Origin of the sequence: Streptomyces sp. NPDC050287, from assembly GCF_044459385.1 — a bacterium.
Taxonomy (GTDB): domain Bacteria; phylum Actinomycetota; class Actinomycetes; order Streptomycetales; family Streptomycetaceae; genus Streptomyces.
In genome coordinates this window covers 1,061,437-1,087,410 of record NZ_JBITIY010000002.1, presented here as the reverse complement: position 1 = coordinate 1,087,410, position 25,974 = coordinate 1,061,437, and the positions used below count along the sequence as shown (strand labels likewise).

The 25,974-nt window shown below is 70.4% G+C and carries 27 protein-coding genes; 14 read left to right on the top strand and 13 right to left on the bottom strand.

Features of this window, described 5'->3' with window-relative positions:
* Positions 1-2: 2 nt before the first annotated feature.
* From ACIBK3_RS10355 to ACIBK3_RS10325, 7 genes are all read right to left on the bottom strand, one after another.
* Positions 3-143: a hypothetical protein gene (locus tag ACIBK3_RS10355; protein ID WP_399363846.1), complete on the bottom strand. Its 141-nt coding sequence runs from the start codon at positions 141-143 to the stop codon at positions 3-5.
* Positions 144-325: 182 nt separating this feature from the next.
* Positions 326-706 (bottom strand): antibiotic biosynthesis monooxygenase family protein, encoded by a 381-nt coding sequence (locus tag ACIBK3_RS10350; protein ID WP_399363844.1) that lies wholly within the window; start codon positions 704-706, stop codon positions 326-328.
* 125 nt (positions 707-831) lie between these two features.
* Entirely contained in the window at positions 832-2,532 is a 1,701-nt protein-coding gene (locus ACIBK3_RS10345; RefSeq protein WP_399363842.1) for a methylmalonyl-CoA mutase, read from the bottom strand.
* Positions 2,533-2,663: 131 nt separating this feature from the next.
* On the bottom strand, positions 2,664-3,002 hold the full coding sequence (locus tag ACIBK3_RS10340; RefSeq protein ID WP_399363840.1) for a DUF3817 domain-containing protein: 339 nt from the start codon (positions 3,000-3,002) through the stop codon (positions 2,664-2,666).
* An 81-nt stretch (positions 3,003-3,083) separates the two neighbouring features.
* Positions 3,084-3,593: a MarR family winged helix-turn-helix transcriptional regulator gene (locus ACIBK3_RS10335; protein WP_399363838.1), complete on the bottom strand. Its 510-nt coding sequence runs from the start codon at positions 3,591-3,593 to the stop codon at positions 3,084-3,086.
* 88 nt (positions 3,594-3,681) lie between these two features.
* A complete protein-coding gene (locus ACIBK3_RS10330; protein WP_399363836.1) occupies positions 3,682-3,984 on the bottom strand; it encodes an MTH1187 family thiamine-binding protein in 303 nt (100 codons plus the stop codon).
* Positions 3,981-4,331 carry a DUF3817 domain-containing protein gene (locus ACIBK3_RS10325; protein ID WP_399363834.1) on the bottom strand — a complete coding sequence of 117 codons (351 nt, stop codon included), beginning with the start codon at positions 4,329-4,331 and terminating at the stop codon, positions 3,981-3,983. The genes ACIBK3_RS10330 and ACIBK3_RS10325 overlap by 4 nt, the downstream gene beginning before the upstream one ends.
* A 228-nt stretch (positions 4,332-4,559) precedes the next feature.
* On the opposite strand from ACIBK3_RS10325, the gene ACIBK3_RS10320 reads away from it, so the two are divergent.
* From ACIBK3_RS10320 to ACIBK3_RS10305, 4 genes are all read left to right on the top strand, one after another.
* Positions 4,560-5,192, top strand: coding sequence for an AIM24 family protein (locus ACIBK3_RS10320; RefSeq protein ID WP_388346224.1), 633 nt, complete (start codon positions 4,560-4,562; stop codon positions 5,190-5,192).
* A gap of 1 nt (position 5,193) precedes the next feature.
* The gene (locus tag ACIBK3_RS10315) at positions 5,194-5,844 is read left to right on the top strand and encodes an AIM24 family protein (protein WP_399363832.1); all 651 of its coding nucleotides are present in this window, start codon (positions 5,194-5,196) and stop codon (positions 5,842-5,844) included.
* A 2-nt stretch (positions 5,845-5,846) separates the two neighbouring features.
* Positions 5,847-6,644 carry an AIM24 family protein gene (locus tag ACIBK3_RS10310; RefSeq protein ID WP_399364006.1) on the top strand — a complete coding sequence of 266 codons (798 nt, stop codon included), beginning with the start codon at positions 5,847-5,849 and terminating at the stop codon, positions 6,642-6,644.
* Between the two features lie 95 nt (positions 6,645-6,739).
* On the top strand, positions 6,740-7,216 hold the full coding sequence (locus tag ACIBK3_RS10305; RefSeq protein ID WP_399363830.1) for a MarR family winged helix-turn-helix transcriptional regulator: 477 nt from the start codon (positions 6,740-6,742) through the stop codon (positions 7,214-7,216).
* Between the two features lie 12 nt (positions 7,217-7,228).
* Here the strand turns inward: ACIBK3_RS10305 and ACIBK3_RS10300 are convergent, their stop codons facing one another.
* Together ACIBK3_RS10300 and ACIBK3_RS10295 are read right to left on the bottom strand one after the other, a co-directional pair.
* Complete coding sequence (locus tag ACIBK3_RS10300; RefSeq protein ID WP_399363828.1) at positions 7,229-8,644, bottom strand: sensor histidine kinase; 1,416 nt, start codon at positions 8,642-8,644, stop codon at positions 7,229-7,231.
* Positions 8,641-9,369: a response regulator transcription factor gene (locus tag ACIBK3_RS10295; protein ID WP_399363826.1), complete on the bottom strand. Its 729-nt coding sequence runs from the start codon at positions 9,367-9,369 to the stop codon at positions 8,641-8,643. Before ACIBK3_RS10295 ends, ACIBK3_RS10300 begins: the two co-directional genes overlap by 4 nt.
* Positions 9,370-9,495: 126 nt before the next feature.
* On the opposite strand from ACIBK3_RS10295, the gene ACIBK3_RS10290 reads away from it, so the two are divergent.
* Positions 9,496-10,149 (top strand): PepSY domain-containing protein, encoded by a 654-nt coding sequence (locus ACIBK3_RS10290; RefSeq protein ID WP_399363824.1) that lies wholly within the window; start codon positions 9,496-9,498, stop codon positions 10,147-10,149.
* Between the two features lie 280 nt (positions 10,150-10,429).
* Here ACIBK3_RS10290 and meaB read toward each other — a convergent pair whose 3' ends face one another.
* Both meaB and ACIBK3_RS10280 read right to left on the bottom strand, forming a co-directional pair.
* Positions 10,430-11,392 (bottom strand): methylmalonyl Co-A mutase-associated GTPase MeaB, encoded by a 963-nt coding sequence (gene meaB / locus ACIBK3_RS10285; protein WP_399363822.1) that lies wholly within the window; start codon positions 11,390-11,392, stop codon positions 10,430-10,432.
* Positions 11,393-11,451: 59 nt separating this feature from the next.
* Positions 11,452-12,654 carry an acetyl-CoA C-acetyltransferase gene (locus tag ACIBK3_RS10280; protein ID WP_399363820.1) on the bottom strand — a complete coding sequence of 401 codons (1,203 nt, stop codon included), beginning with the start codon at positions 12,652-12,654 and terminating at the stop codon, positions 11,452-11,454.
* Between the two features lie 149 nt (positions 12,655-12,803).
* On the opposite strand from ACIBK3_RS10280, the gene mce reads away from it, so the two are divergent.
* From mce to ACIBK3_RS10245, 7 genes are all read left to right on the top strand, one after another.
* A complete protein-coding gene (mce, locus tag ACIBK3_RS10275) occupies positions 12,804-13,244 on the top strand; it encodes a methylmalonyl-CoA epimerase (RefSeq protein WP_030929201.1) in 441 nt (146 codons plus the stop codon).
* A gap of 234 nt (positions 13,245-13,478) precedes the next feature.
* The gene (gene scy, locus ACIBK3_RS10270) at positions 13,479-17,390 is read left to right on the top strand and encodes a polarized growth protein Scy (RefSeq protein WP_399363818.1); all 3,912 of its coding nucleotides are present in this window, start codon (positions 13,479-13,481) and stop codon (positions 17,388-17,390) included.
* Positions 17,391-17,596: 206 nt separating this feature from the next.
* On the top strand, positions 17,597-18,532 hold the full coding sequence (locus tag ACIBK3_RS10265; RefSeq protein ID WP_399363816.1) for a cellulose-binding protein: 936 nt from the start codon (positions 17,597-17,599) through the stop codon (positions 18,530-18,532).
* A 169-nt stretch (positions 18,533-18,701) separates the two neighbouring features.
* The gene (locus ACIBK3_RS10260; RefSeq protein ID WP_399363814.1) at positions 18,702-19,658 is read left to right on the top strand and encodes an ABC transporter ATP-binding protein; all 957 of its coding nucleotides are present in this window, start codon (positions 18,702-18,704) and stop codon (positions 19,656-19,658) included.
* Between the two features lie 2 nt (positions 19,659-19,660).
* Positions 19,661-20,431 carry an ABC transporter permease gene (locus tag ACIBK3_RS10255; protein WP_399363812.1) on the top strand — a complete coding sequence of 257 codons (771 nt, stop codon included), beginning with the start codon at positions 19,661-19,663 and terminating at the stop codon, positions 20,429-20,431.
* 215 nt (positions 20,432-20,646) lie between these two features.
* Positions 20,647-21,888, top strand: a complete 1,242-nt coding sequence (locus tag ACIBK3_RS10250; protein ID WP_399363810.1) for an ABC transporter ATP-binding protein — start codon at positions 20,647-20,649, stop codon at positions 21,886-21,888.
* Positions 21,885-22,754 (top strand): ABC transporter permease, encoded by an 870-nt coding sequence (locus tag ACIBK3_RS10245; RefSeq protein WP_399363808.1) that lies wholly within the window; start codon positions 21,885-21,887, stop codon positions 22,752-22,754. The genes ACIBK3_RS10250 and ACIBK3_RS10245 overlap by 4 nt, the downstream gene beginning before the upstream one ends.
* Positions 22,755-22,776: 22 nt before the next feature.
* Here the strand turns inward: ACIBK3_RS10245 and ACIBK3_RS10240 are convergent, their stop codons facing one another.
* The gene (locus ACIBK3_RS10240) at positions 22,777-23,109 is read right to left on the bottom strand and encodes an ATP/GTP-binding protein (protein WP_399363806.1); all 333 of its coding nucleotides are present in this window, start codon (positions 23,107-23,109) and stop codon (positions 22,777-22,779) included.
* A 222-nt stretch (positions 23,110-23,331) separates the two neighbouring features.
* Here ACIBK3_RS10240 and ACIBK3_RS10235 point away from each other — a divergent pair, with 222 nt between their 5' ends.
* Complete coding sequence (locus ACIBK3_RS10235; protein ID WP_399363804.1) at positions 23,332-24,360, top strand: LLM class flavin-dependent oxidoreductase; 1,029 nt, start codon at positions 23,332-23,334, stop codon at positions 24,358-24,360.
* 202 nt (positions 24,361-24,562) lie between these two features.
* Here the strand turns inward: ACIBK3_RS10235 and ACIBK3_RS10230 are convergent, their stop codons facing one another.
* On the bottom strand, positions 24,563-24,955 hold the full coding sequence (locus ACIBK3_RS10230) for an SCO5389 family protein (RefSeq protein WP_365262075.1): 393 nt from the start codon (positions 24,953-24,955) through the stop codon (positions 24,563-24,565).
* Positions 24,956-25,199: 244 nt separating this feature from the next.
* Here ACIBK3_RS10230 and nucS point away from each other — a divergent pair, with 244 nt between their 5' ends.
* Complete coding sequence (gene nucS, locus ACIBK3_RS10225; protein ID WP_399363802.1) at positions 25,200-25,871, top strand: endonuclease NucS; 672 nt, start codon at positions 25,200-25,202, stop codon at positions 25,869-25,871.
* Positions 25,872-25,974 lie beyond the last annotated feature (103 nt).

Sequence of the window (25,974 nt, the reverse complement as noted above, 5' to 3'; positions counted from 1 at the left end):
GTTCATCCCCGCCTGCCCGCGTTCCTGCCTTCCTGGCCTGACGTCCCGGCAGCGGTGACCGGCTCCGCGACCGCGTCGAAGTACTGCCATCCGTCCACTTCGATCACCTGCTCGGACGTCAGGTCAAGGGTCGGCATTGCCACGCCAGAAGGCGACGGACCGTTTCGCAGGCAGGCGTTGACGGCCTCGCCGACCAGTGGCGGCAGGGCCACCAGGCGGTGTCCACCCCCCGGAATCCGCCAGGCTCAGCGTGTCGGCGCCGCGGCCGATGCCCCGCTCGGATGCGAGCTCGTGGCGGGACGGTCGCTGAGGTGCCTTCGGCCGGTCAGCCTGCTGTCGGGCCCTGCGCGAGCTCCGCTCGCGTGAACCCGTGGCTCCGCTCCACCTTCGCCACATGGAGCGTGTAGCTCTGGTACCACTCGGCTCGCCCGCGCTTCTGCGCCGCGCGGTGCTCGGCGTTGCTCCGCCACTGCGTGAGGGCGTCGGCGTCGCGGAAGTACCCGACGGTGATGCCCAGCCCGCCAGGAGTCTGCGCGTGGTCCATCCCCAGGAACCCAGGGATGTCCTTCACCAGGTCTTCCATGCGTGCGTTGGTCTCGCTGTAGCCGCTCTGGTCCTGGGTTCGCACCGTAGTGAAGACAGCCACGTAGTAGGGGGGTTCATAGGCCTCGACGGCCGCGACAGGCGCTTCAGAGTGGTTGCTCATGGCGTCACCGTAAGGCGGGACGCGCCCAGCCATCCAGCGTCTTTTCTGAACGGGATGCACAACGGGATGCACAGGGATCGGGCTCTTGACCGAACCTGTCCGAGCTCTCCTCCGCTGATGCGGCACTAGAACCCCGCCGGCTCCGTATACACCCCCCACTCGTCCCGCAGCACCCCGCAGATCTCCCCCAGCGTCGCCTCGGCCCGTACGGCGTCCAGCATCGGGTCGATCATGTTCGAACCGTCTCGCGCGGCGGCGAGCATCGCGTCCAGCGCGGAGCGCACCGCGCCTTCGTCCCGCGTGGCCTTGCGAGCGCCGAGCGCCCGGATCTGCTCCCGCTCGACCTCGTGGCTGACCCGCAGGATCTCCAGGTCGCCGGTGACGGACCCGGTGTGGACATTGACCCCCACCACCCGCTTGTCGCCCTTCTCCAGGGCCTGCTGGTACTGGAAGGCCGACTCGGCGATCTCGCCCGTGAACCAGCCGTCCTCGATGCCGCGCAGGATGCCGGAGGTGATCGGGCCGATGGGGTGCCGGCCGTCCGGGTGGGCCCGCAGTCCCCGCTCCTTGATCTGCTCGAAGATGTTCTCGGCGTCCGCCTCGATCCGGTCGGTGAGCTGCTCGACGTACCAGGAACCGCCCAGCGGATCGGCCACGTTGGCGACGCCGGTCTCCTCCATCAGGACCTGCTGGGTGCGCAGCGCGATCTCCGCGGCCTGCTCGGAGGGCAGCGCGAGGGTCTCGTCCAGGGCGTTGGTGTGCAGGGAGTTGGTGCCGCCGAGCACCGCCGCGAGCGCCTCCACGGCCGTCCGTACGACGTTGTTGTACGGCTGCTGGGCCGTCAGGGAGACACCGGCCGTCTGCGTGTGGAAGCGCAGCCACTGCGCCTTCTCGGACGTCGCCCCGTACTCGTCCCGCATCCAGCGCGCCCAGATCCTGCGTGCCGCGCGGAACTTGGCGATCTCCTCGAAGAAATCGACGTGCGCGTCGAAGAAGAAGGACAGGCCGGGGGCGAAGACATCGACGTCGAGACCGCGGCTGAGCCCCAGCTCCACGTATCCGAAGCCGTCCGCGAGCGTGTACGCCAGCTCCTGCGCGGCCGTCGAGCCGGCCTCGCGGATGTGGTAGCCGGAGACGGACAGCGGCTTGTACGCGGGGACGCCGCCGGCGCAGTACTCCATGAGGTCGCCGATCAGGCGCAGATGGGGCTCCGGCTGGAAGAGCCACTCCTTCTGCGCGATGTACTCCTTGAAGATGTCGGTCTGGAGGGTCCCGTTGAGCACCCCCGGATCCACGCCCTGCCGCTCGGCGGCGACGAGGTACATGCAGAAGACGGGCACGGCCGGCCCGCTGATGGTCATGGACGTGGTCACCTCGCCCAGCGGGATGTCCTTGAACAGGACCTCCATGTCGGCGGCCGAGTCGATGGCGACCCCGCAGTGCCCGACCTCGCCCAGCGAGCGCGGGTCGTCGGAGTCGCGCCCCATGAGGGTCGGCATGTCGAAGGCCACGGACAGTCCGCCCCCGCCGTTGGCGAGGATCATCTTGTAGCGCTCGTTGGTCTGCTCGGCGTTGCCGAACCCGGCGAACTGCCGGATGGTCCAGGTACGCCCCCGGTAGCCGGTCGCGTACAGACCCCGGGTGAAGGGGTACTCCCCCGGCCACCCGATCCGTTCGAAGCCCTCGTACCGGTCGCCCGGGCGTGGGCCGTACACCGGCTCGACCGGGTCACCGGAGAGCGTGGTGAAGTCCGCCTCACGCTTGCGTGCGGCGTCGTACCGGGCCTGCCAGCGTCGGCGGCCCTCTTCGATCGCGTCAGCGTCCATGCCCTCAAATTTACTAGGACGTCCTAGTAACTGTCGACGGCACACCGCCGTACGTGCCCCGTACGGCGGAATACGACCGGATCCGAATACGGCGGTGGAGCCGGACAGCGCTACGCCTGCGCGCCCACCGGTTACGCCTTGGCGGCCACCGGCGCGTCCTCGGCGATCCGCGCCTCCAGCTCACGCGTGACCTTGCGCTCCACGAAGAAGGCGGCCGTGGGGATGGTCCCCGCCAGCAGCACCCAGATCTGCTTCTGGACCGGCCACTTCGCCTTCGAGCCCAGGTCGAAGGCGAAGACCAGGTAGACGACGTACAGCCAGCCGTGCGCGATGCCCACGACGCGGGTGAAGCTGTCGGCGCCGTCCATGTCGAGCAGGTACTTGGCGATCACACCGAGGGTCAGCAGGACCAGCAGCACACCGGTGACGTAGGCCATGACGCGGTAGCGGGTCAGCACGCTCTTTTTCATGCGTACGAGCGTAACCACGCACTCCGGGAGATCTTGCCCCGGGTCAGCGCCCCGGTCAGCCCTCCGACTCGGCGACCCGGTTCAGTCCCCTGCGAAGTCGTGCGCCGACACCCGCAGCGGCCTGAGCATCGCGAAGATCTCGCCGCACTCCTCGGCGTCGTACACCCCGAGTCCGAAGTCCATCGCCATCAGGTCGCGGGTGGCCGCCTCGACGACCTCGCGCCCCTTGTCGGTGATGACGGCGAGGGTGCCGCGGCCGTCGTTGGGGTTGGGCTTCCGGGCCACGAGACCCGACTTCACCAGCCGGTCGACCGTGTTCGTCACGGACGTGGGGTGCACCATGAGCCGCTCGCCGATCTTGGACATGGTCAGCTCGCCGGCCTTGGAGAAGGTGAGCAGCACGAGCGCCTCGTAGCGCGCGAACGTCAGTCCGTACGGCTTGACCACCGCGTCGACCTCGGCGAGCAGGATCTGGTGCGCGCGCATGATCGAGGTGATCGCGGCCATGGACGGCACGTTTCCCCAGCGCTGCTTCCAGAGTTCGTCGGCGCGCGCGATGGGATCGAAGGGAAGACTGAGCGGCTTCGGCACGTCTTTGACCTTACCGGCCGGTCACATGCCGGTCAGCCCCGTCTCGTCTTTCGGCCCCCGGCACTGGGGGAAACGGCCGGGCACGGCTCTACTCCGCCGGCCGCGCCAGATATGTCTCCACCGTCTCCACCTTGGAGGTGAGACCGTCCGTCACCCCGGGGCGGATGTCCGCCTTGAGGACCAGGGACACGCGCGGTGCCCGGGCCTCCACGGCGGCCACGGCGCGCTTGACGACGTCCATGACCTCGTCCCACTCGCCCTCGATCGAGGTGAACATCGCGTCGGTGCGGTTGGGCAGGCCCGACTCGCGGACCACGCGGACGGCGTCGGCGACGTACTCCCCCACGTCCTCGCCGACTCCCAGCGGCGTCACGGAGAAGGCGACGATCATGCGCCGACGACCCCTTCCTTCGCCTGGCGGGCGCGGGAGGCGATCACCGCGTCCTCGGCCTCGCGGCGCAGCTTGCGCTCGGCGAAGAAGCCGCCGGTGGGCAGCACCGACAGGACGAAGTAGAGGGCGCCGGTCTTCAGCGGCCACTTCGCGCGGTTCCAGGCGTCCGCCCAGAAGATCACGTACAGGATGAAGAGGACGCCGTGGATCATGCCCATCACGGGGACCGCGTTGAAGTCCGTGGTGCGCTTGAGCACCGAGCAGACCAGCAGGAGGAGGAAGGAGACGGCCTCGGGGGCGGAGACCAGGCGGAGGCGGCGGAGGGCGGTGGCGGTCTTGATGTCCACGGGTCACCTTCGGTGGGAGATTCGGTGGGAGAGACGTCGGACGGTCTGCGGTCGGTGCCTTGTGAACGCGAGCACAAACGTTCGCCCATTGTGGCAAACGGCTGCCGGAGACGAGTGAGGACCCCCTGGGGACCGAGCAACGAACCCCTTAGGGGTGCGATCAGGGTTCGCCTCCACCTGCAGGCCCTGTCCGCGGAGGCTCCCGACGGCTACCTTCGCTCCGTGGCGATGTTCCGACTTCAAGGCAGCAAGGTGCTCGCCGTCGACATGACCGGGGACGCCGTGAAGGCGAAGAACGGCTCGATGGTCGCGTACGACGGTCAAATGGACTTCAAGAAGCTCAGCGGCGGCGGTGAGGGCATCCGGGGGATGGTGACCCGGCGGATCACCGGCGAGCAGATGACACTGATGGAGGTGAAGGGGCACGGGACCTGCTGGTTCGCGGACCGGGCCTCGGAGATCAACCTCGTCGCCCTCCAGGGCGACAAGCTTTACGTGGAGTCGAGCAACCTGCTCGCGACCGACTCGGGCCTGCGGACGGGCACGTCGTTCACGGGGGTGCGCGGGGCCTCGCAGGGCAACGGGCTGTTCACGACGACGATCGAGGGGCACGGCCAGGCCGCGATCATGTCGGACGGGCCGGCGGTCGTGCTGCGGGTCAGCGCGCAGTATCCGCTGACCGTCGACCCGGGCGCGTACATCGCCCACCAGGGCAACCTGCGCCAGTCCTTCCAGTCCGGTGTGACGTTCCGCACGTTCATGGGCGAGGGCGGCGGCGAGGCCTTCCAGATCCGCTTCGAGGGGGACGGCCTGGTGTACGTCCAGCCGAGCGAGCGGAACACGATCGCGGGGGACGTGTGACATGGCCTTGCGTGAGATCAACTCCAAGATGGTCGAGGCGACCGTCATGCCGGGGCAGCGGCTGTTCAGTCAGCGGGGCGCGATGCTCGCCTACAAGGGCGAGGTGTCCTTCACCCCCAACATCCAGGGCGGTCAGGGCGGCGTCATGTCGATGCTCGGGCGGCGGGTGGCGAACGAGGCGACGCCGCTGATGACCGTCGAGGGCAGCGGCACCGTGCTGTTCGGGCACGGCGGCCACCACGTCCAGGTGATCAACATGACCGGCGACACGCTCTACGTGGAGGCGGACCGGCTGCTCGCCTTCGAGGGCACGCTGGAGCAGGGCACGATGTTCATGGGCTCCCAGGGCGGCGTCATGGGCATGGTCCGCGGCCAGGTCACCGGCCAGGGCCTGTTCACGACCACGCTGCGCGGACACGGCGCGGTGGCGGTGATGGCACACGGCGGGGTCATCGAGGTCCCGATCACCCCGCAGCGCCCGGTCCATGTCGACCCGCAGGCGTACGTCGCCCACCACGGCGACGTACGCAACAAGCTGTCCACCGCGCTGGGCTGGCGGGACATGGTGGGCCGCGGCTCCGGTGAGGCGTTCCAACTGGAGCTCAGCGGCAACGGCGCGGTGTACGTCCAGGCCTCGGAGGAGAAGCTGTGAGCATGTACGGGGCTCCGGGCGGCGGCCCGACGGTCTACGACCCCATGACCCTGCCGGTCGACGACAACGTCAACAACTACACCTTCTGCGTGGAGCTCAAGGGGAGCCAGTGGTTCCTGCAGAAGGGGAAGATGATCGCCTACTACGGCCAGATGGAGTTCAACGGCATCGGGCACGGCCGACTGGACCGCCTTGTCCGTACGTCCTTCCATTCGCCTCTGCACGCCGCCGACTGGGTCGTGGCGGAGGGCTCGGGCAAGATGCTGCTGGCCGACCGGGCCTTCGACGTCAACTCCTACGACCTCGAGAACGGCAACCTGACCATTCGCTCGGGCAACTTGCTCGCTTTTCAGCCAAGTCTGGCCCTCAAGCAGTCGATCGTGCCGGGTTTCCTGACACTCATCGGAACCGGAAAGTTCGTGGCCGCGTCCAACGGGGCGGTGGTGTTCATGGAGCCCCCGATCCGGGTGGACCCGCAAGCGCTTGTCGGATGGGCCGACTGCCCCTCGCCGTGCCATCACTACGACCACGGGTACATGACCGGCCTGATGGGCGGTCTACGTGCGATGACGGGCATCGGTGGGGCCTCCGGGGAGGAGCACCAGTTCGAGTTCGTCGGGGCCGGCACGGTCCTGCTCCAGTCGTCGGAGACGCTCATGGCCGAGCAGGCCACGGGGGCGGTTCCGCAGCAGGCCGGAGTGCCCGGCGGGGGCGGTGGTCCGATGGGCCCGGGACAGCAGCCGGGGGTACCGCGCCTTCCCGGACAGCTGGGGGACCTCCAGCGTCGCTTCGGGCTGTGAGCGGTAGTCTGCGGAGTGTGACGTCGAACGTGTGCGCGTCGACGTCACACCACCCTCACTAGTTCGCCTTTCAACCTTTTAGGTAGACTTCATTCATGGAGACCGAGACGGCCACACGCTGGCTGACCGATGCGGAGCAGTGCGCCTGGCGCACCCACCTGGAGGTCAACAGGCTGTTGACGTACCAACTCGAGAAGGACCTGCAGCCGTTCGGCCTGACAATGAACGACTACGAGATCCTGGTGAATCTCTCCGAGTCGGAGGACGTACGGATGCGGATGAGCGACCTCGCGTCGGCCACCCTCCAGTCCAAGAGCCGCCTCTCGCACCAGATCACGCGGATGGAGAACGCGGATCTCGTCCGGCGCGAGAACTGCGAGTCGGACCGCCGGGGTCTGTACGCGGTCCTCACCGAGCACGGCATGGAGACGATGAAGAAGGTCGCGCCCCATCATGTGGCGTCCGTGCGGCGGCACTTCATCGATCTGCTGGACCCCGAGGCCATGACGGAACTCGACAAGGCCCTGAAGCCCATCGCGGAACACCTCCGCGGGCAGCGGGGACGCCCGTGACCCCGACGTGCGCTAGCTGATCGGCAGGCGGAGCTCGAACAGGGCTCCGCCTGCCGGCGCGTCACGCACCGTGAGTGTGCCGCCGTGCCGTACGGCGACGTCCCGGGCGATGGCGAGGCCGAGCCCGGCGCCTCCGTCGTCCCGGCTGCGGGCGTCGTCGAGCCGGACGAACCGCTCGAATATCCGTTCCCGGTCCGCCTCGGGCACCCCGTCCCCGTCGTCGGCGACCTCCGCCACGACCCACTCCCCCGCCCGCCGCACCCTCACCCGAACGGCCGACCGGGCATGGCGCCCCGCGTTGTCGAGCAGGTTGGTGAGCAACCGCCCCAGCTGCCCCGGCGACCCTGCCACCTCGACGGCCCCGGCCGCCTCCACACTCACGCCCGGCCGCCTGTCGGCCTCCTCCCGCGCCAGCGCGGCGAGGTCGAACCGCGCCGCGGCCGCCGGCTTCTCCCCCGCGTCCAGCCGGGCGAGCAGCAGCAGGTCGGCGGCGAGGCGCTGCAGCCGTACGGTGTCCTCGACCGCTCCCGCCACGTCCAGCAACTCCGGGTGGGCGGCGCCCACTTCGAGCTGGGTGCGGAGGCTGGCGATCGGGCTGCGCAGCTCGTGGGAGGCGTCGGCGACGAACCGGCGCTGGCGCTCCACGGAGGCCTCCAGCGCGGCCAGCGTCTCGTTGGTGGTGCGGGCGAGGCGGGCCACCTCGTCGTGCGTGTCCGGGACCGGGACGCGGCGCGCGAGGTCCTCGGAGGCGGTGATCGCGGCCATCTGGCCCCGGATGCCCTCGACCGGTCGCAGGGCACGCCGGGTGACCAGCCAGGTCACGGTGGCGACGACGGCGAGCAGCAGCGGGAAGCCGATCAGCATGACCGTCAGCGCGGTGCTCACGGCGCCCTGTTCGGCGGAGAGCGGGGCGCCCGCGTAGACGGTGAGCGTGCCCTGCTGGTCGGTCTCCACCTTGACGGCGGCGAAGCGGTAGTCGGCGGTGTCCTGGTCGATGGTCGCGGAGCCGTTGCGGAACGTGGTGGAGTCGTCGATCTCGCCGGGTTCCAGGGCGTCACCGTCGTCGTCGGAGTCGTCGTCCTCGTCGCCGGCATCCGTAGCTTTCGGCTTCTGCGGCCGTACGTCCGACGTGCCCGTACCGTCGATCCGCTCCAGGTGCTCGCTGACGGCGAGCAGCGTGCCGTTCTCGTCGACGACCTGCACAGGACCGTCGTCGCCGTCCGGGGACAACCGGTCTGCCCTCTTCCCCAGGGCCAGCTCGGAGGCGACCGTCCGCGCGGCCTGTTCCGCGTCCGTACCGGCATGGCCGATCAGGTTGGAGCGCAGGGACAGCAGCACGGCCGCCCCGGCGGCGACCAGCGCCACCGCGACGACGAGGGAGGCGGCCAGGGTCGCCCGGGCCCGTACGGAACCGAGCAGGCGTCTCATGGCTGCTGCGCCTCCAGCCGGTAGCCGGCGCCGCGGACCGTCCGGATGAGCCCGGCACGCAGCTTGCGCCTGAGGGTGCTGACGTACACCTCGACGATGTTGGGATCCCCTTCGTACGCGAAGTCCCAGACGTGCTCCAGGATCTCGGCTTTGGACACCACCTCGCCGGGCCGCCGCACCAGCTGCTCCAGTACGGCGAACTCCTTCGCGGTGAGGGTCACCTCGTCCCCGGCGAGGAACACCCGGTGGGCGGCGGTGTCGACCTTGAGATCGCCGTGGACGCGCACGGGCGACGTCCCGGCGCCGCCTTGCCCGCCGCGACGCAGCAGGGCTTTGACCCGGGCGACGAGGACGACGTACGAGAACGGCTTGGTGAGGTAGTCGTCGGCGCCCGTGTCGAGGCCCTCCGCCTCGTCGTACTCGCCGTCCTTGGCGGTGAGCATCAGGATCGGCACCTCGTGCCCGGCGGCGCGCAGGGCGGCGCAGACGCGGTAGCCGTTGAGGCCGGGCAGCATGATGTCGAGGATCACGAGGTCGTACGTCCCCTCGGTGGCCCGGTGCAGGCCCTCCCGTCCGTCATGGACGACGTCCACGGCGTACCCCTCGGCGGTCAGGCCCTTGGCGAGCGACAGGGCCAGCCGCTTCTCGTCCTCCACGATCAAGAATCGAAAGGGGCGACGCGAAGCGTCTCGAGCAGGGTGGTGGTGGGTGACGGGCGGGCGCATGCCTTAAAGGTTCGCAAAGGGAAGCTGAAGATCACTTCAGGGGGCTTCAGGCGGGCTTCAGGGCCCGTCAGAGAGGTTGGTTCTCGTCGGAACGCAACAAGACGACCAACTCGGGAGGAATCCCTCATGAAGCGCAACATCGTCATCGCCACCGTCGCCGCCGCGGCCCTGGTCGGAAGCGGTACGGCCACGGCCCTGGCGGTCTCCGGCGACGACGGGGCCGCGGCCACGCGGGCGTCGAACGTGCGGACGGCGGACGACGACGCGCGGGACAGTGGCGTACGGCAGGACGACGACGGACTGAACGACGGGGACGACGACGGACAGGACGACGACGCCAGGCAGGCGGCGTCCGCCAAGGTGACGGCCGCCGACGCGATCTCCGCCGCCCTGCGGCAGACGCCGGGCACCGCCGTCTCCGCCGACCTCGACGACGATGACGACGGGTCCGTGGCCTGGGAGGTCGACGTACTCGCCAAGAACAACGCCTGGCACAGCGTCCGGATCGACCCCGGCACCGGAAAGGTCCTCTCCTCCCACGCCGAGCACGAGGACGACACCGCCCAGGTGCGGGCCGCCCTGAAGGGCGCGTCCACGTCGGCGACGGAGGCCGCGAAGGCCGCCGCCGCCAAGGGCAAGGTGACGTCGGTGGACCTGGACGAGGACGGCCAGTCCAAGGCCTGGGAGGCGGAGACCCGCGCGTCCAACGGGGCGGAGCAGGACTGGCTGGTCGACCTGAAGACCGGCAAGGTCACCGCGGACCACTCGGACGACGACTGACGCCGTCCCGACCGTCCGTAGCCCCCTGAGGGACCTCAGGGGGCTACGGAGGGCCGCGCGGCACCGAAGGGCCGCGAAGAGGGCACGGACATGCGAGAGGTTCCTCAACCGGGGGCGACGAGGGGACACCGGATCTCCGCGACGACCGGCGGCCGACTGCCGCCTGTCCGTCGCGGGCCTGGACGGCCCCTACGCAAAGAGGAGGAACATGCCGGTCGACGTACCAGCGGGTCCCGGAGTCGACCACCACGCCTCTGGCCGGCCCCCGGTCACCCGGCGCCTAGGCGGACCCCTCCGTCAGCCCCGCCACCAGCTCGTCCGCCGCCCGGTACGGGTCCAGCTCGCCCGCGACGATCCGCTCCGCCAGCGCGCTCAGGCGCCGGTCGCCGTGCAGGTCCGCTATCCGCTCGCGCAGGGCCGTGACCGCGATCGTCTCCACCTCGCGGGCAGCGCGGGCCTTGCGGCGTTCCGCCAGGACCCCCCGCTCCTCCATCCACGCCCGGTGCTTCTCCAGCGCCTCGACGACCTCCTCGATGCCCTCGCCCCGCGCGGCGACCGTCTTGACGATGGGCGGGCGCCAGTCGCCGGGGCCGCGGGACTCGCCGAGGCCGAGCATGTGGTTGAGCTCGCGGGCGGTCGCGTCGGCGCCGTCGCGGTCGGCCTTGTTGACGACGTACACGTCGCCGATCTCCAGGATCCCCGCCTTGGCGGCCTGGATGCCGTCGCCCATGCCCGGGGCCAGCAGGACCACGCTGGTGTCCGCCTGCGAGGCGATCTCGACCTCCGACTGGCCCACGCCGACCGTTTCCACCAGGATCACGTCGCAGCCCGCCGCGTCCAGGACACGGATCGCCTGCGGCGCGGCCCAGGCCAGGCCGCCCAGGTGGCCGCGGGTGGCCATGGAGCGGATGTAGACGCCCGGGTCGGACACGTGCTCGGACATGCGGACCCGGTCGCCCAGGAGCGCGCCGCCGGAGAACGGGGAGGACGGGTCGACGGCCAGGACGCCGACCCGCTTGCCCTGCTTGCGGTACGCGGTCACCAGGGCGGAGGTCGAGGTGGACTTGCCCACGCCCGGCGAACCCGTCAGCCCCACCACGTACGCCCCGCCGGTCAGTGGGGCCAGTGTCGCCATGACCTCCCTGAGCTGTGGGGACGCCCCCTCCACCAGGGAGATCAGCCGTGCCACGGCCCGGGGCCGGCCTTCCCTGGCCTGGGCGACCAGTGAGGAGACGTCCTGCATCACAGCTCCGTTCAGATCAGTGAGACGAACACGAGAGGCACCAGGGGCACGAGAAGGTCTCAGGCCTTCGGTACCCGCACGATCAGCGCGTCACCCTGACCGCCGCCACCGCACAGCGCCGCCGCGCCCACGCCGCCGCCGCGTCGCTGGAGCTCCAGCGCCAGGTGCAGGACGAGACGGGCGCCGGACATGCCGATCGGGTGGCCGAGAGCGATGGCACCACCGTTGACATTCACCCGTTCGGTGGACACCCCGAGGTCCTTCATTGACTGCACCGCGACCGCCGCGAAGGCCTCGTTGATCTCGATCAGGTCGAGGTCGGAGACCTCCAGGCCCTCCTTCTTCAGGGCGTGCGCGATGGCGTTCGACGGCTGGGACTGCAGAGAGTTGTCCGGGCCCGCCACATTGCCGTGGGCGCCGATCTCCGCGATCCACTCCAGGCCGAGCTCCTGCGCCTTCGCCTTGCTCATCACGACGACCGCGGCGGCACCGTCGGAGATCTGCGAGGCCGAGCCCGCCGTGATCGTGCCGTCCTTGGTGAACGCCGGGCGCAGCTTGCCCAGGGACTCGGCCGTGGTCTCGGCGCGGATGCCCTCGTCCTTGCCGAAGACGACCGGGTCGCCCTTGCGCTGCGGGATCTCCACCGGGGTGATCTCGGCGTCGAACAGGCCGTTCTTCTGGGCGGCGGCGGCACGCTGGTGGGACAGGGCGGCGAACTCGTCCTGCTCGGGGCGCTGGATGCCGAGGCGGGTGTTGTGCTTCTCCGTGGACTCGCCCATGGCGATGTTCTCGAAGGCGTCGGTGAGGCCGTCGTACGCCATGGCGTCGAGCATCTCGATCGCGCCGTACTTGAAGCCCTCACGGGACTTCGGGAGCAGGTGCGGGGCGTTGGTCATGGACTCCTGGCCGCCCGCGACGATCACGTCGAATTCACCCGCGCGGATCAACTGGTCGGCCAGCGCGATGGCGTCGAGGCCGGACAGGCACACCTTGTTGACGGTGAGCGCCGGGACGCTCATCGGGATGCCGGCCTTGACCGCGGCCTGGCGTGCCGGGATCTGCCCCGCCCCGGCCTGGAGCACCTGGCCCATGATCACGTACTGCACCTGGTCGCCACCGATCCCCGCACGGTCGAGGGCGGCCTTGATCGCGAAGCCGCCCAGGTCGGCTCCGGAGAAGGACTTGAGCGAGCCCAGCAACCGTCCCATGGGCGTGCGGGCGCCCGCGACGATCACCGAGGTCGTGCTGTTCGATCCAGTCATGAGGTGCGATCCCCTTACCGGCCTGCACAGGCCGAGGAGTGAACGAGGGTTTACTTCGAATGTACTGAGCGGTAGTGACGCCGTCATCCGGCTGCCGGTGTGATCGCGCGCACGTTGCGTAACCACCCGGGGAGAGTTGCACTAGCACCATGCTGACGCGAATCGACCACATCGGGATCGCCTGCCACGACCTCGACGCGACCGTCGAGTTCTACCGGGCCACGTACGGCTTCGAGGTGTTCCACTCCGAGGTCAACGAGGAGCAGGGCGTGCGCGAGGCCATGCTCAAGATCAACGATACGTCCGACGGCGGGGCTTCCTACCTGCAGCTCCTGGAGCCGACGCGGGAGGACTCCACCGTCGCGAAGTGGCTCGCGAAGAACGGGGAGGGCGTCCACCACATCGCCTTCGGTACGGCGGACGTGGACGCCGAGGCCGCCGACATCAAGGAGAAGGGCGTACGGGTTCTGTACGAAGAGCCGCGACGCGGCTCCATGGGGTCACGGATCACGTTCCTGCATCCAAAGGATTGCCACGGCGTACTGACAGAACTGGTCACATCCGCGCCTGTTGAGTCACCTGAGCACTGACCCTCGTACATATGGGCCGGTAGGGTTGGGGGCGGTCGCCGCTCCCAACCAGGGCGACCAGGGTCCTGTCGTGACGGCGGGACCTGGCCGGGGTCCGGGTTTCGGGGGACGAGCGTCGGGGCAGCAGCCCATGCTCCGCCGTTGATCTGACACCATTCCCCGGGAGCCCCGTCCGGCGGACGGACAGGGCTCGTACGGAGAGACTTGCGACCAGGGGACGGATGGGACCGCGCAGTGCGGGGCTACGAGAGCCAGGAGCGGGAACCGGCGGCTGACGTCGATCACCTCACTCGTTTCGAAGCCGAGATGAAGCGGCTGAAGACCGAGCGGGAAAAGGCGATCCAGCACGCCGAGGACCTCGGCTACCAGGTCGAGGTGCTGCGCGCCAAGTTGCACGAGGCGCGGCGCACCATCATGTCCCGGCCCAGCTTCGACGGCGGCGACCTCGGCTACCAGGCCGAGCAGCTGCTGCGCAACGCCCAGATGCAGGCCGACCAGCTGCGCCAGGAGGCCGAGCGCGAGCTGAGCCAGGCCCGGGCGCAGACCCAGCGCATCCTCCAGGAGCACGCCGAGCAGGCCGCCCGTCTCCAGGCGGAGCTGCACCAGGAGGCGGTCACCCGCCGCCAGCAGCTGGACCAGGAGCTGGCGGAGCGCCGGCAGACCGTCGAGTCGCACGTCAACGAGAACGTGGCCTGGGCGGAGCAGCTGCGCGCCCGGACGGAGCAGCAGGCCCGCCGGCTCCTCGACGAGTCCCGCGCCGAGGCCGAACAGGCCATGGCGGCGGCCCGGGCGGAGGCCGAGCGGGTGACCGCCGAGGCCCGCCAGCGGCTGCAGAGCGAGGCGGAGTCGGCCCGTGCCGAGGCCGAGCAGCTGCTGCGCCGCGCCCGCACGGACGCCGAACGGCTGCTGAACGCCGCCTCCACGCAGGCCCAGGAGGCCACCGAGCACGCCGAACAGCTGCGTACCTCCACCACCACCGAGTCGGAGGCGGCCCGCCGTGAGGCGCTGGAGCTGAGCCGCACCGCCGAGCAGCGCATCCAGGAGGCCGACACGGCCCTGCGGGAGGCGCGCGCCGAGGCGGAGAAGCTGGTCGCCGAGGCCAAGACGGCCGCGGAGAAGGCGCTCGCCGGCGCGGAGTCCGCCAACGAGCAGCGCACCCGTACGGCGAAGGAGCAGGTCGCCCGGCTGGTCACCGAGGCCACCAAGGAGGCCGAGGCCACCAAGGCGGACGCCGAGCAGCTCGTCGCGGACGCCCGTGCCGAGGCCGAGAAGCTGCTGGCCGAGGCCGCCGAGAAGGCCCGCACGCTCACCGCCGAGGAGAGCGCGACCCAGCTGTCCAAGGCGGCCAAGACCGCGGAGGACGTCCTCAACAAGGCCCAGGAGGACGCCCGTAACACCACCAAGGCGGCCTCCGAGGAGGCCGAGCGGATCCGCCGGGAGGCGGAGACCGAGGCGGACCGGCTGCGCGCCGAGGCGCACGACATCGCCGAGCAGCTCAAGGGCGCCGCGAAGGACGACACCAAGGAGTACCGCGCCAAGACGGTCGAGCTGCAGGAGGAGGCCCGCCGGCTGCGCGGCGAGGCCGAGCAGCTGCGCTCCGACGCGGTCGCCGAGGGCGAGAAGCTCCGCGCGGAGGCCCGCAGGGAGGCCGTCCAGCAGATCGAGGAGGCGGCCAAGACCGCCGAGGAACTGCTGTCGAAGGCCAGGCAGGGCGCGGACGAGCTGCGCCAGAAGGCCACCACGGACAGCGAGAAGGTCCGCACCGAGGCCATCGAGCGGGCGACGACGCTGCGCCGGCAGGCCGAGGAGACCCTGGAGCGCACCCGCAACGAGGCCGAGCGGCAGCGCGCCGAGGCCGTCGAACTGTCCGAGGAGATCACCGCCGCCGCCGAGCGGTCCGCGGTCGAGCTGCGCGAGGAGACCGAGCGGGCCATGGAGGCCCGCCGCGCGGAGGCCGCCGAGGAACTGACCCGGCTGCACACGCAGGCCGAGGAACGGCTCGCCGCCGCCGAGCAGGCGCTCAGCGAGGCCCGCGAGGAGGCCACCCGGATCCGCCGCGAGGCCGCCGAGGAGAGCGACCGGCTGCGCACCGAGGCCGCCGAGCGGATCCGTACGCTCCAGCAGCAGGCCGAGACCGAGGCGGAGCGGCTGCGCGACGAGGCCGCCTCGGACGCGTCCGCGTCCCGCGCGGAGGGCGAGGCCATCGCCGTACGCCTGCGGTCGGAGGCGGCGGCCGAGGCCGAGCGGCTGAAGTCGGAGGCGCAGGACAGCGCCGACCGGGTACGGGCCGAGGCGCAGGCCGCCGCCGAGCGGCTGGCGACGGAGGCCACGGAGACGCTGGCCGCCGCCCAGGAGGAGGCCAACCGGCGCCGCCGCGAGGCCGAGGAGTACCTTGGCGCGGCCCGCCAGGAGGCCGACCAGGAGCGTGAGCGGGCCCGCGAGCAGAGCGAGGAACTGCTGGCGTCGGCGCGCAGGCGCGTGGAGGACGCGCAGGCCGAGGCGGTACGCCTGGTCGAGGAGGCGGACCGGCGGGCCACCGAGATGGTGTCGGCCGCCGAACAGCACGCCCAGCAGGTACGGGACTCGGTCGCCGGGCTGCACGAGCAGGCCCAGGAGGAGATCGCCGGGCTGCGCAGCGCCGCCGAGCACGTGGCGGACCGGATGCGCCGGGAGGCCCAGGAGGAGGCGGACCGGGTCCGCGCCGACGCCTACGCCGAGCGCGAGCGGGCCAGTGAGGACGCCTCCCGCGTACGGCGGGAGGCGAGCGAGGAGACCGAGGCCGCCAAGGCGCTCGCGGAGCGCACGGTGTCGGAGGCGATCGCGGAGTCGGAGCGGCTGCGCTCCGACGCGGCCGAGCACGCCCAGCGGGTACGGACGCAGGCGTCGGACACCATCGCCGAGGCCGACCAGGCCGCCGCGCGCACCCGGGCGGACGCCCGCGAGGACGCCAACCGCATCCGCTCGGACGCGGCGACGCAGGCCGACACCCTCATCACCGAGGCGCGCAACGAGGCCGAGCGGCTCACCACCGAGACCCTCCAGGACACCGACCGGCTGCGCCAGGACACCGTCGCCGAGGCGGAGCGGCTGCGCTCCGAGACGGTCGCGGAGGCCGAGCGGGTCAGGTCCGAGGCACGCGCCCAGGCCGAGCAGCTGGTCGGCGAGGCCACCGGTGAGGCGGAGCGGCTGCGGGCCGAGGCCGCCGAGACGGTCGGGGCGGCCCAGCGGCACGCCGAGCGCATCCGCGGCGAGTCCGAGCAGGTCCGGACGGAGGCGGCCCAGGAGGCCGAACGGCTCGTCAACTCCGCGCGCGAGGAGGCCGAGCGCACTCTCGACGAGGCCCGCAAGGCGGCCAACAAGCGGCGCTCCGAGGCGGCCGAGCAGGTCGACACGCTCATCTCGGAGACCACCGCCGAGGCCGACAAGCTGCTCACCGAGGCGCAGCAGCAGGCGCAGAAGACCACCGCGGACGCGGAGGCGCAGGCCGACACCATGGTGGGCGCGGCCCGCACCGAGGCCGACCGGCTGGTGTCCGAGGCGACGGTCGAGGGCAACGCGCGGGTGGAGAAGGCCCGTACCGACGCGGACGAGCTGCTCGTCGGCGCGCGCCGGGACGCCACCGCGATCAGGGAGCGGGCGGAGGAGCTGCGCGAGCGCATCACGGGCGAGATCGAGGAGCTGCACGAGCGGGCCCGCCGCGAGGCCGCCGAGACGATGAAGTCGACCGGCGACCGCTGCGACGCGCTGATCAAGGCCTCCGAGGAGCAGTTGCAGAAGGCCCAGGCGAAGGCCAAGGAGCTGGTGTCGGAGGCGAACTCCGAGGCCGGCAAGGTGCGGATCGCCGCCGTCAAGAAGGCGGAGGGGCTCCTCAAGGAGGCCGAGCAGAAGAAGGCCACGCTGATCCGGGAGGCCGAGGAGCTCAAGGCCGAGGCGATCCGCGAGGCGAAGCGCACGGTCGAGGAGGGCAAGCGCGAGCTGGAGATCCTGGTGCGCCGGCGCGAGGACATCAACGCCGAGATCTCCCGTGTCCAGGACGTCCTGGAGGCGCTGGAGTCCTTCGAGACACCGGGAGCGGGCAAGGACGGCGTCAAGGCGGGTGCCGCGGTCGGCGCCCCCCGTTCGGGTGGCAAGACGCCGGACGGGTAGCGCCGAGGGCCCTTCGGCGACTAGAACCGAGACCGGATCCGGTGCCTTCTGAGGCCTTTGACCAACTCTTTGGCAAGTCGTCCGACGGTCAGCCACCCAAAAGGGGTCTCAATCTCCGTATCAAACGTGCATCCGCTCGATGACACACCGCTTTCGCCCCTAGGATTCCCCCTATCACCTCACCGGTCTCATTCGACAGGAACCCCATGAGCGACACTTCCCCCTACGGCTTCGAGCTTGTGCGGCGTGGGTACGACCGCGCTCAGGTGGACGAACGGATCTCCAAGCTCGCCTCCGATCGTGACAGCGCTCTCGCCCGTATCACAGCTCTGGAAAAGCGCATCGAGGAGCTCCACCTCGAGACGCAGAACGCCCAGGCTCAGGTGACCGACGCCGAGCCGTCGTACGCCGGCCTCGGCGCGCGGGTCGAGAAGATCCTCCGCCTCGCCGAGGAAGAGGCCAAGGATCTGCGCGAGGAGGCACGGCGCGCTGCCGAGCAGCACCGCGAACTGGCCGAGTCGGCGGCCCAGCAGGTACGCAACGACGCGGAATCGTTCGCCGCGGAGCGCAAGGCTAAGGCCGAGGACGAGGGCGTCCGGGTCATCGAGAAGGCCAAGAGTGACGCCTCGCAGCTGCGCTCGGAGGCCCAGAAGGACGCGCAGCAGAAGCGCGAGGAGGCCGACGCCCTCTTCGAGGAGACCCGCGCCAAGGCCGCGCAGGCCGCCGCCGACTTCGAGACGAACCTGGCCAAGCGCCGCGAGCAGTCCGAGCGCGACCTGGCGTCCCGTCAGCAGAAGGCGGAGAAGCGTCTCGCGGAGATCGAGCACCGCGCGGAGCAGCTGCGTCTGGAGGCGGAGAAGCTGCGCACGGACGCCGAGCGTCGCGCCCGCCAGACCGTGGAGACGGCGCAGCGCCAGGCCGAGGACATCGTGGCCGACGCGAACGCCAAGGCGGACCGCATCCGTTCGGAGTCCGAGCGGGAGCTGGCGGCTCTCACCAACCGCCGCGACTCCATCAACGCCCAGCTGACGAACGTGCGCGAGATGCTCGCCACGCTCACCGGCGCCGCGGTGGCCGCGGCCGGTTCGCCGGCCGAGGACGAGCCGATCTCCCGTGGTGTGCCGGCTCAGCAGTCCCGGTAAGCAGTCCGGTACGTGTGTGAGAAGTCCTGAGCAGTGATGACCGAGGGCCCGCGTCCCCCTTCCTGGGGCGTGGGCCTTCGGCATGCCGGTGCGGTTGTTGACGTCTTCGTCGGTCTCCGTTTGCCCGTCCGGGTGGCATCCGTCCGGCACGCGTCCTAGCGTGGTCGGCATGATCGAGCTCGAGGGGCTGACCAAGCGGTACGGCGAGAAAGTGGCGGTCAACAACCTGACCTTCGCCGTCAGACCGGGCATCGTGACGGGCTTCCTCGGACCGAACGGTGCCGGGAAGTCGACGACCATGCGCATGATGCTCGGCCTCGACCGTCCCACCGCCGGGGACGTACGCATCGACGGCAAGCACTACGACCAGCTCAAGGACCCGCTGACGTACATCGGCGCCCTGCTGGACGCCAAGGCCATGCACGGCGGGCGCAGCGCCTACCACCACCTGCTGTGCCTCGCACAGAGCAACGGCATCCCGGACAAACGGGTGCACGAGGTGCTGGACACCGTGGGCCTGACAGCGGTCGCGAAGAAGAAGGCCAAGGGCTTCTCGCTCGGCATGGGGCAGCGGCTCGGCATCGCCGGCGCGCTGCTGGGCGACCCGCGGATCCTGATGTTCGACGAGCCGGTCAACGGGCTCGACCCCGAGGGCATCCACTGGATCCGCAACCTGATGAAGTCGCTGGCCGCGCAGGGCCGTACGGTCTTCGTGTCCTCGCACCTGATGAGCGAGATGGCGCTGACCGCCGACCACCTCGTCGTCATCGGGCAGGGAAGGCTGCTCGCGGACACCTCCATGGCCGACTTCATCGCGCAGAACTCGCGGTCGTACGTGCGCATCCGCACCCCGCAGCGCGAGCGGCTGCTCGACGTCCTGCACGAGGTGGGGGTCACCGTCGTGGAGAGCGGCAACGGTTCGCTGGAGGTCGACGGCAGCAAGTCGGAGTACATCGGCGAGCTGGCCGCGCAGCATCACATCGTGCTGCACGAGCTGAGCCCGCAGCAGGCCTCCCTGGAGGAGGCGTTCATGCGGCTGACCGCGGAGTCGGTCGAGTACCACGCACACTCCGACGCGCCCCCGGTACCGCAGCAGGCGTGGGGCGACGGCTGGAAGGGGAACTGAGCATGGCGGCGATCCAGGTCGTCCGGTCCGAATGGACCAAGATCCGGTCGGTGGCGTCCACGGTGTGGACGCTCTCGCTGGCCGTGGTCGTCACCATCGCGCTCGGCATGCTGATCTCGGCACTGTCGAAGAACGACTTCGACCGCATGAGCCGCAACGACCGGCTCTCCTTCGACCCGACGTTCATCAGCTTCGCGGGCATGAGCCTCGGTCAGCTCGCGATGATCGTGTTCGGGGTGCTCGTCGTGTCGAACGAGTACAGCACCGGCATGATCCGCACCTCGCTGGCCGCCGTACCGCAGCGCGCGACCTTCCTGGCCAGCAAGATCGCGGTGGCCACCGGTCTCGCCCTCGCGGTGGGCCTCTTCACCAGCTTCGTCACCTTCTTCCTCGGGCAGGCGATGCTCGGCGAGCACAAGGCGTCGATCGGCGACACCGGCGTGCTGCGGGCGGTGATCGGCGGCGGGATCTACATGACCCTCATCGCGATGTTCTCGATGGGCGTCGCCGCGATGCTGCGCTCGCCGATGCTGTCACTGGGCATCCTGATGCCGTTCTTCTTCCTGATCTCCAACATCCTGGGGAACGTCTCGGCGACGAAGAAGATCGGCCGCTTCCTGCCCGACCAGGCCGGCAGCAAGATCATGCAGGTGGTCACCCCGATCGACGACGACACTCCCTACGGCCCCTGGGGCGGCCTCGGGATCATGGCGCTGTGGGTGCTGGCCGCGCTCGTCGGAGGATACGTCCTGCTCAAGAAGAGAGACGCCTGACGCTGCGGGCCGGAGCTCCGGGCTTCCGGCTCGGGCTTCCGGCTCGGGCTTCCGGCTCCGGCTTCCGGCTCCGGCTTCGGACTCCGGATTCCGGTCTCGGGCTCCGACTCCGTGCTTTGCTTTCATTTGAGCGGAACCGTCAGCGCCCCGATAAGCTCCTAACCCTTACGGGGGCGTGTGCCCCGCTGTCCTGAACCTTGCGATGGGTGCGGAGCATGATCGAGGCAGTCGGCCTGACCAAGCGCTACGGCGACAAGACCGCTGTGTACAACCTTTCCTTCCAGGTGCGGCCCGGTACCGTCACCGGCTTCCTGGGGCCCAACGGCTCCGGCAAGTCGACGACGATGCGGATGATCCTGGGCCTGGACAACCCCACCTCGGGGCAGGTGACGATCGGCGGCTACCCGTACCGCAGGCTGCCCAACGCGCCCCGCCAGGTCGGCGCCCTGCTGGACGCGAAGGCCGTGCACGGCGGCCGGGCCGCCCGCAACCACCTGCTGTGCCTGGCCCAGCTCTCCGGCATCCCGGCCCGCCGGGTCGACGAGGTGCTGGGCGTGGTCGGCCTGCAGGACGTGGCGAGGAAGCGGTCCAAGGGCTTCTCGCTCGGCATGGGGCAGCGGCTCGGCATCGCCGCCGCGCTGCTCGGCGACCCGCAGGTGCTGCTGTTCGACGAGCCGGTCAACGGCCTCGACCCCGAGGGGATCCTCTGGGTGCGCAACCTGATGAAGGCGCTCGCCGCGGAGGGCCGGACCGTCTTCGTCTCCTCCCACCTGATGAGCGAGATGGCGGTGACCGCGGACCACCTGATCGTCATCGGGCGCGGGCAGCTGCTCGCCGACATGAGCATCAAGGACTTCATCTCGGCGAACTCGGCGGACTTCGCGCGCGTACGGACGCCCGACACCGAGCCGCAGCTGCGCGAGAAGCTGTCGTCCGCGCTCACCGAGGCGGGCGGCCACGTGCTGCCGGAACAGGACGGTGCGCTCCGCGTGACGGGACTGCCCCTCCCCCGCATCAGCGACATCGCGCACGACTCCGACGTACGTCTGTGGGAGCTGTCGCCGCATCAGGCCTCGCTCGAGGAGGCGTACATGCGGATGACGCAAGGCGCTGTCGACTACCGCTCGACCATCGACCAGAAGGCGGGGCTCATGCAGCCGCTGCCGCCGGGCGCACAGCCGCCGATGCCGGTGCCGGGGCAGGGCCAGCCGGGCTGGTACGCACCGCCGCCGCCCCAGCAGGGGGGACAGCCGTTCGCGGGCGGACAGCAGTTCGCCGGTGCGCCCGGGCAGCCGGCCGCCGGTCCGTACGGCGCTCCGGCACCCGTGCCCGGTGCCGCCCCCGTCGCGGGCGGGTCACCCAACCCGTACGCGCAGCCGACGCCCGCGGCCCCGCAGCCCTCCGCACCCGCCTCCGCCCCTTCCTCCGACCTGACCAAGCCCGAGGACGCCCGATGAGCACCCCGCAGCCCCCGATGCCGCAGGCCGCCCCCACCTGGCAGGAGGCGCCCGAACCGTCGTATCCCGGCTACACGTCGCCGATCCCGGTGGTGCGCACGCACCTCGGGCACGCGATCGCCTCCGAGTGGACGAAGATCAAGTCGGTGCGCTCCACGATGTGGACGCTCGGAGTCTTCGTCCTGCTCGTCGTCGGCATCGGACTGGGGGCCGGCGCGCTGGTCGCCGCCAACTCCGGCGAGGGCGCGCTGGAGGGCGAGAACCCACTGTCGTTCGGGGTCTTCGGGCTGCTGCTCGGCAGCATGTGCATCATCACGCTCGGCGTGCTGACCACGGCCTCCGAGTACGGCACCGGCATGATCCGCACCACGATGGTCGCCTGCCCCTCCCGCGGCCGGGTCTTCGCGGCGAAGGCGATCGTGTTCTTCGTGGTCGCCTTCGTGGTCACGCTGGCCTCGGCCGTCGTGGTCGCCCTCGCGGACGTCGCCCTGCTGGACGGCGCCAGGGAGCCGACCGGTGGGGAGTGGCTGAAGGGTACGGTCGGCATCTCGCTGTACATCGCGCTGCTCGGGCTGCTCTCGCTGGTCATCGGCTCGATCATCCGGCACTCGGCGGGCGCGATCACCATCATGATCGGTCTGGTGCTGGCCCCGCTGGTCATCGCGCTGTTCATGTTCTCGCAGTCGCTGGAAGGCCTGCGCCAGGCCCTGTTCGAGTACTCCATCCCGAACCAGCTCAGCGTCTTCTACTCCAACTCCCTCACCGACTCCGGCCCGTCCGGCTGGGACCCGCTGTGGATCGCCGTCGGAGTGACGGCCGCCGCGTTCGCCGGCGCCTACGCGCTGCTGGAGAAGCGGGACGTGTAGCTCTTGGGAGAACCCGGGGTTCCTAGAATCTCGGCGCGTTACGGGACCGCTGCACCCGCGTGGTGCGGCGGTCCTTCGCGTTCCAGCACGCCTTGTGCCAGTGCCGGCGCTCGTCGACGCCCGAGTGCTCCGGCCAGGCCACCACATGCGGGACACCGTCCGGGATGAGCTGCTCGCAGCCCGGGCAGCGGTACGTCTTGCCCTGCGCGCTCGCCCCGGCCACGTGCCGTACGCTCCACTGCTCGCCCCGCCAGTCCTCCGCGTTCTGCCAGCCGCCGTAACGGCCGGACCGGTCGTCCTCGGCGCTGGGGCCGGACGAGCCGGATCCCTTGGGTCGGTTGCGACGCGGGGACACAGGACACCTCACGGGGCTATACAGGATGCAGGGCTCGCGTCCAGCCTACGCGTCACCGACCGGGGTAGGCGTGGGGAACCAACCCGCACAAGTCCCCTGTGCCGGGGACCCATTCTGCAGACAATCCGCAAATCTCTTCACCAGGCCGTGTCCTCGGCACGTGTCAGACGGTTATGCCGGGTGGGGGAGCTCCGTGTCGGAGCCAAGGAAGCAGGAAGAGCAATGCACGTAGGTAGTTTCGTGTTGGCGGCCCAGTTCCCGGGGCAGGGCCAGGGGGAGGCGCTGCATCGCGCGGTCCGCTCGGCCGAGGTGGCCGAGGAGGCCGGGCTGGACGCGGTATGGCTGGCCGAGCACCACTTCGTGCCGTACGGCACCTGCCCGTCGGCGGTCACTCTGGCCGCGTTCCTGCTGGGCCGCACCCGCCGTCTGAGGGTCGGCACGGCCGTCAGTGTTCTGCCCACCGCGCACCCCGTGTCCCTCGGCGAACAGGCCGCACTGCTGCACCTGACGAGCGGCGGCCGCTTCTCGCTGGGCGTGGGGCGCGGCGGTCCGTGGGTCGACCTGGAGGTGTTCGGCGCGGGACTGGAGGCCTACGAGTCGGGGTTCCCGGAATCACTCGATCTGCTGGTGCGCTGGCTGCGGGAACCGGCGGTCGCGGCCTCGGGCGAGCGGTTCACCTTCCGCGAGGTGCCCGTCGTCCCCCGCCCGTCGGAGGCGCTGACCGACACCGCGGGGCCCGAGGTGATCGTCGCGTGCACCTCGCCGGCGAGCGTACGGCTGGCCGCCGAGCGCGGACTGCCGATGCTGCTCGGCATGCATGTGGGGGACGAGGAGAAGGCCGAGATGGTCGCCCTGTGGCGCCGGCACGCGCGCGCCTGCGGGCATCCGCCGGAGCAGGTCCTCGGCGCGGCCCATGTCTCGGCGGGCGTCTGCCAGATCGCGGACCGGCGCCAGGACGCGGTGGAGACGCTGACGAAGGCGATGCCGGGCTGGCTGAAGCAGGGGCTCGGCGCCCATGTCACGGTCGACGGCCGCGAGCGCGGGATGCGGGACCCACTGGCGTACACCGAACTGCTCTGCGGGCTTCACCCGGTGGGCACCACGCGGCTGTGTGCCGACCGGCTCGCGGCGACCAGCGAGCGGACCGGCGTCTCCCGGTTCGCCCTGCTCGTCGAGGGCTCGGGAGATCTGGCGGCGACGGAGGAGAACGTACGGCGGCTCGGCGGCGAAGTCATCCCGCAGCTCGCTTGAACCGGCTCGTGCGGCTGAACCGGCTCGTGCGGCTGAACCGGCTTTTCCGGCTGAACCGGCTCGTGCGGTGTGACCGGCTCGTGCGGCCGCACCGTCTCGTTCGGTCGGCCCCTCCGCCGACTCGCCTGTGCGGCAGGGAGCTTGCCGCTCCGGTACGAATGCACCTCCCGCGTACGGAGCGGCAAGCCGACGGCTGACTGCGTCAGCAGTCCCTGAGCTCCGGGGACTGGTTCAACAGCTGGTTGCGCACCGAGGTGAAGCGTGCCAGCGTCTCGTCGACGGAGGAGTCCAACGGGAAGACGGCCACCCGATGGCAGTTCTGGAAGGCCAGTCGGACCCCGAAGTGCCGTTGCAGCGCGCCGCGTATCGCGTCACTCGCAAGCGCACGCAGCAGCTGACCGCGTGCCTGCTCGTCCGGCGGAGGCGTCTGGTTGTCGGCGAACGGTCCGCCGTCGACCTTCAGCTGGGCCACCAGGGAGCTGATCATCTCCCATGCGTAGGGCAGGGAGGTCCGGACGCAGTCGACGAAGGCGGCTTCGTCGACCTCGCCTCGCTCGGCCTGTTCCAGTAGGGCCGGTGAGACGTCGAGCGACATGGGTTCTCCTCTCGCACCCCCGGGTCACAGGGGTTGCCGGACAGATAAAGGGAGTTCGGGACTCAAACACGCTGCGTACACGACTCGCGACCTCCCGTTTACTACGGTAAGCACCCGGCGGTGACGGCACCAGGAGAATGCGTACATAGCCAGGCCTCATTGGGCACACAATCGGCCACAACCGAACAGGTCTATAACGGGCCGGATCGCGTGTACCCGCGCCCGTCGAGTAGCGTTGCCGACCATGCGTCTCGTCATTGCCCGATGCTCCGTCGACTACGCGGGCCGGCTCACCGCCCACCTGCCCTCGGCCCCCCGTCTGATCCTGGTGAAAGCGGACGGCAGCGTCTCGATCCACGCGGACGACCGGGCCTACAAGCCCCTGAACTGGATGTCGCCGCCCTGCACGCTGAAGGAGGGTTCCGGCGACGATGAAGGCGTCTGGACCGTCATCAACAAGGCGGGCGAGAAGCTCATCATCACGATGGAGGAAGTGCTCCACGACTCCTCGCACGAACTCGGTGTGGACCCCGGCCTGATCAAGGACGGCGTGGAAGCACACCTCCAGGAACTCCTGGCCGACCGCATCGAGACCCTCGGCGAGGGCTACACGCTCATCCGCCGCGAGTACATGACGGCCATCGGACCGGTCGACATCCTGTGCCGGGACGCGGACGGGCAGACCGTCGCGGTGGAGATCAAGCGGCGCGGCGAGATCGACGGCGTGGAGCAACTCACGCGCTACCTGGACCTGTTGAACCGCGATCCCCATCTGGCCCCGGTCCGCGGCATCTTCGCGGCCCAGGAGATCAAGCCCCAGGCCCGCGTCCTCGCCACCGACCGCGGCATCGGCTGCACGGTCCTCGACTACAACGCTCTGCGCGGCATCGAGGACGACAAGCTGCGGTTGTTCTGACGGTCACCCGCCATACCGTCACCGCACCAAAACGTCAGTCCGCTACGACGAGAAGGGCCCGGTCCGTTCACTCGGACCGGGCCCTTGTGCGCTGTGCCGTGAC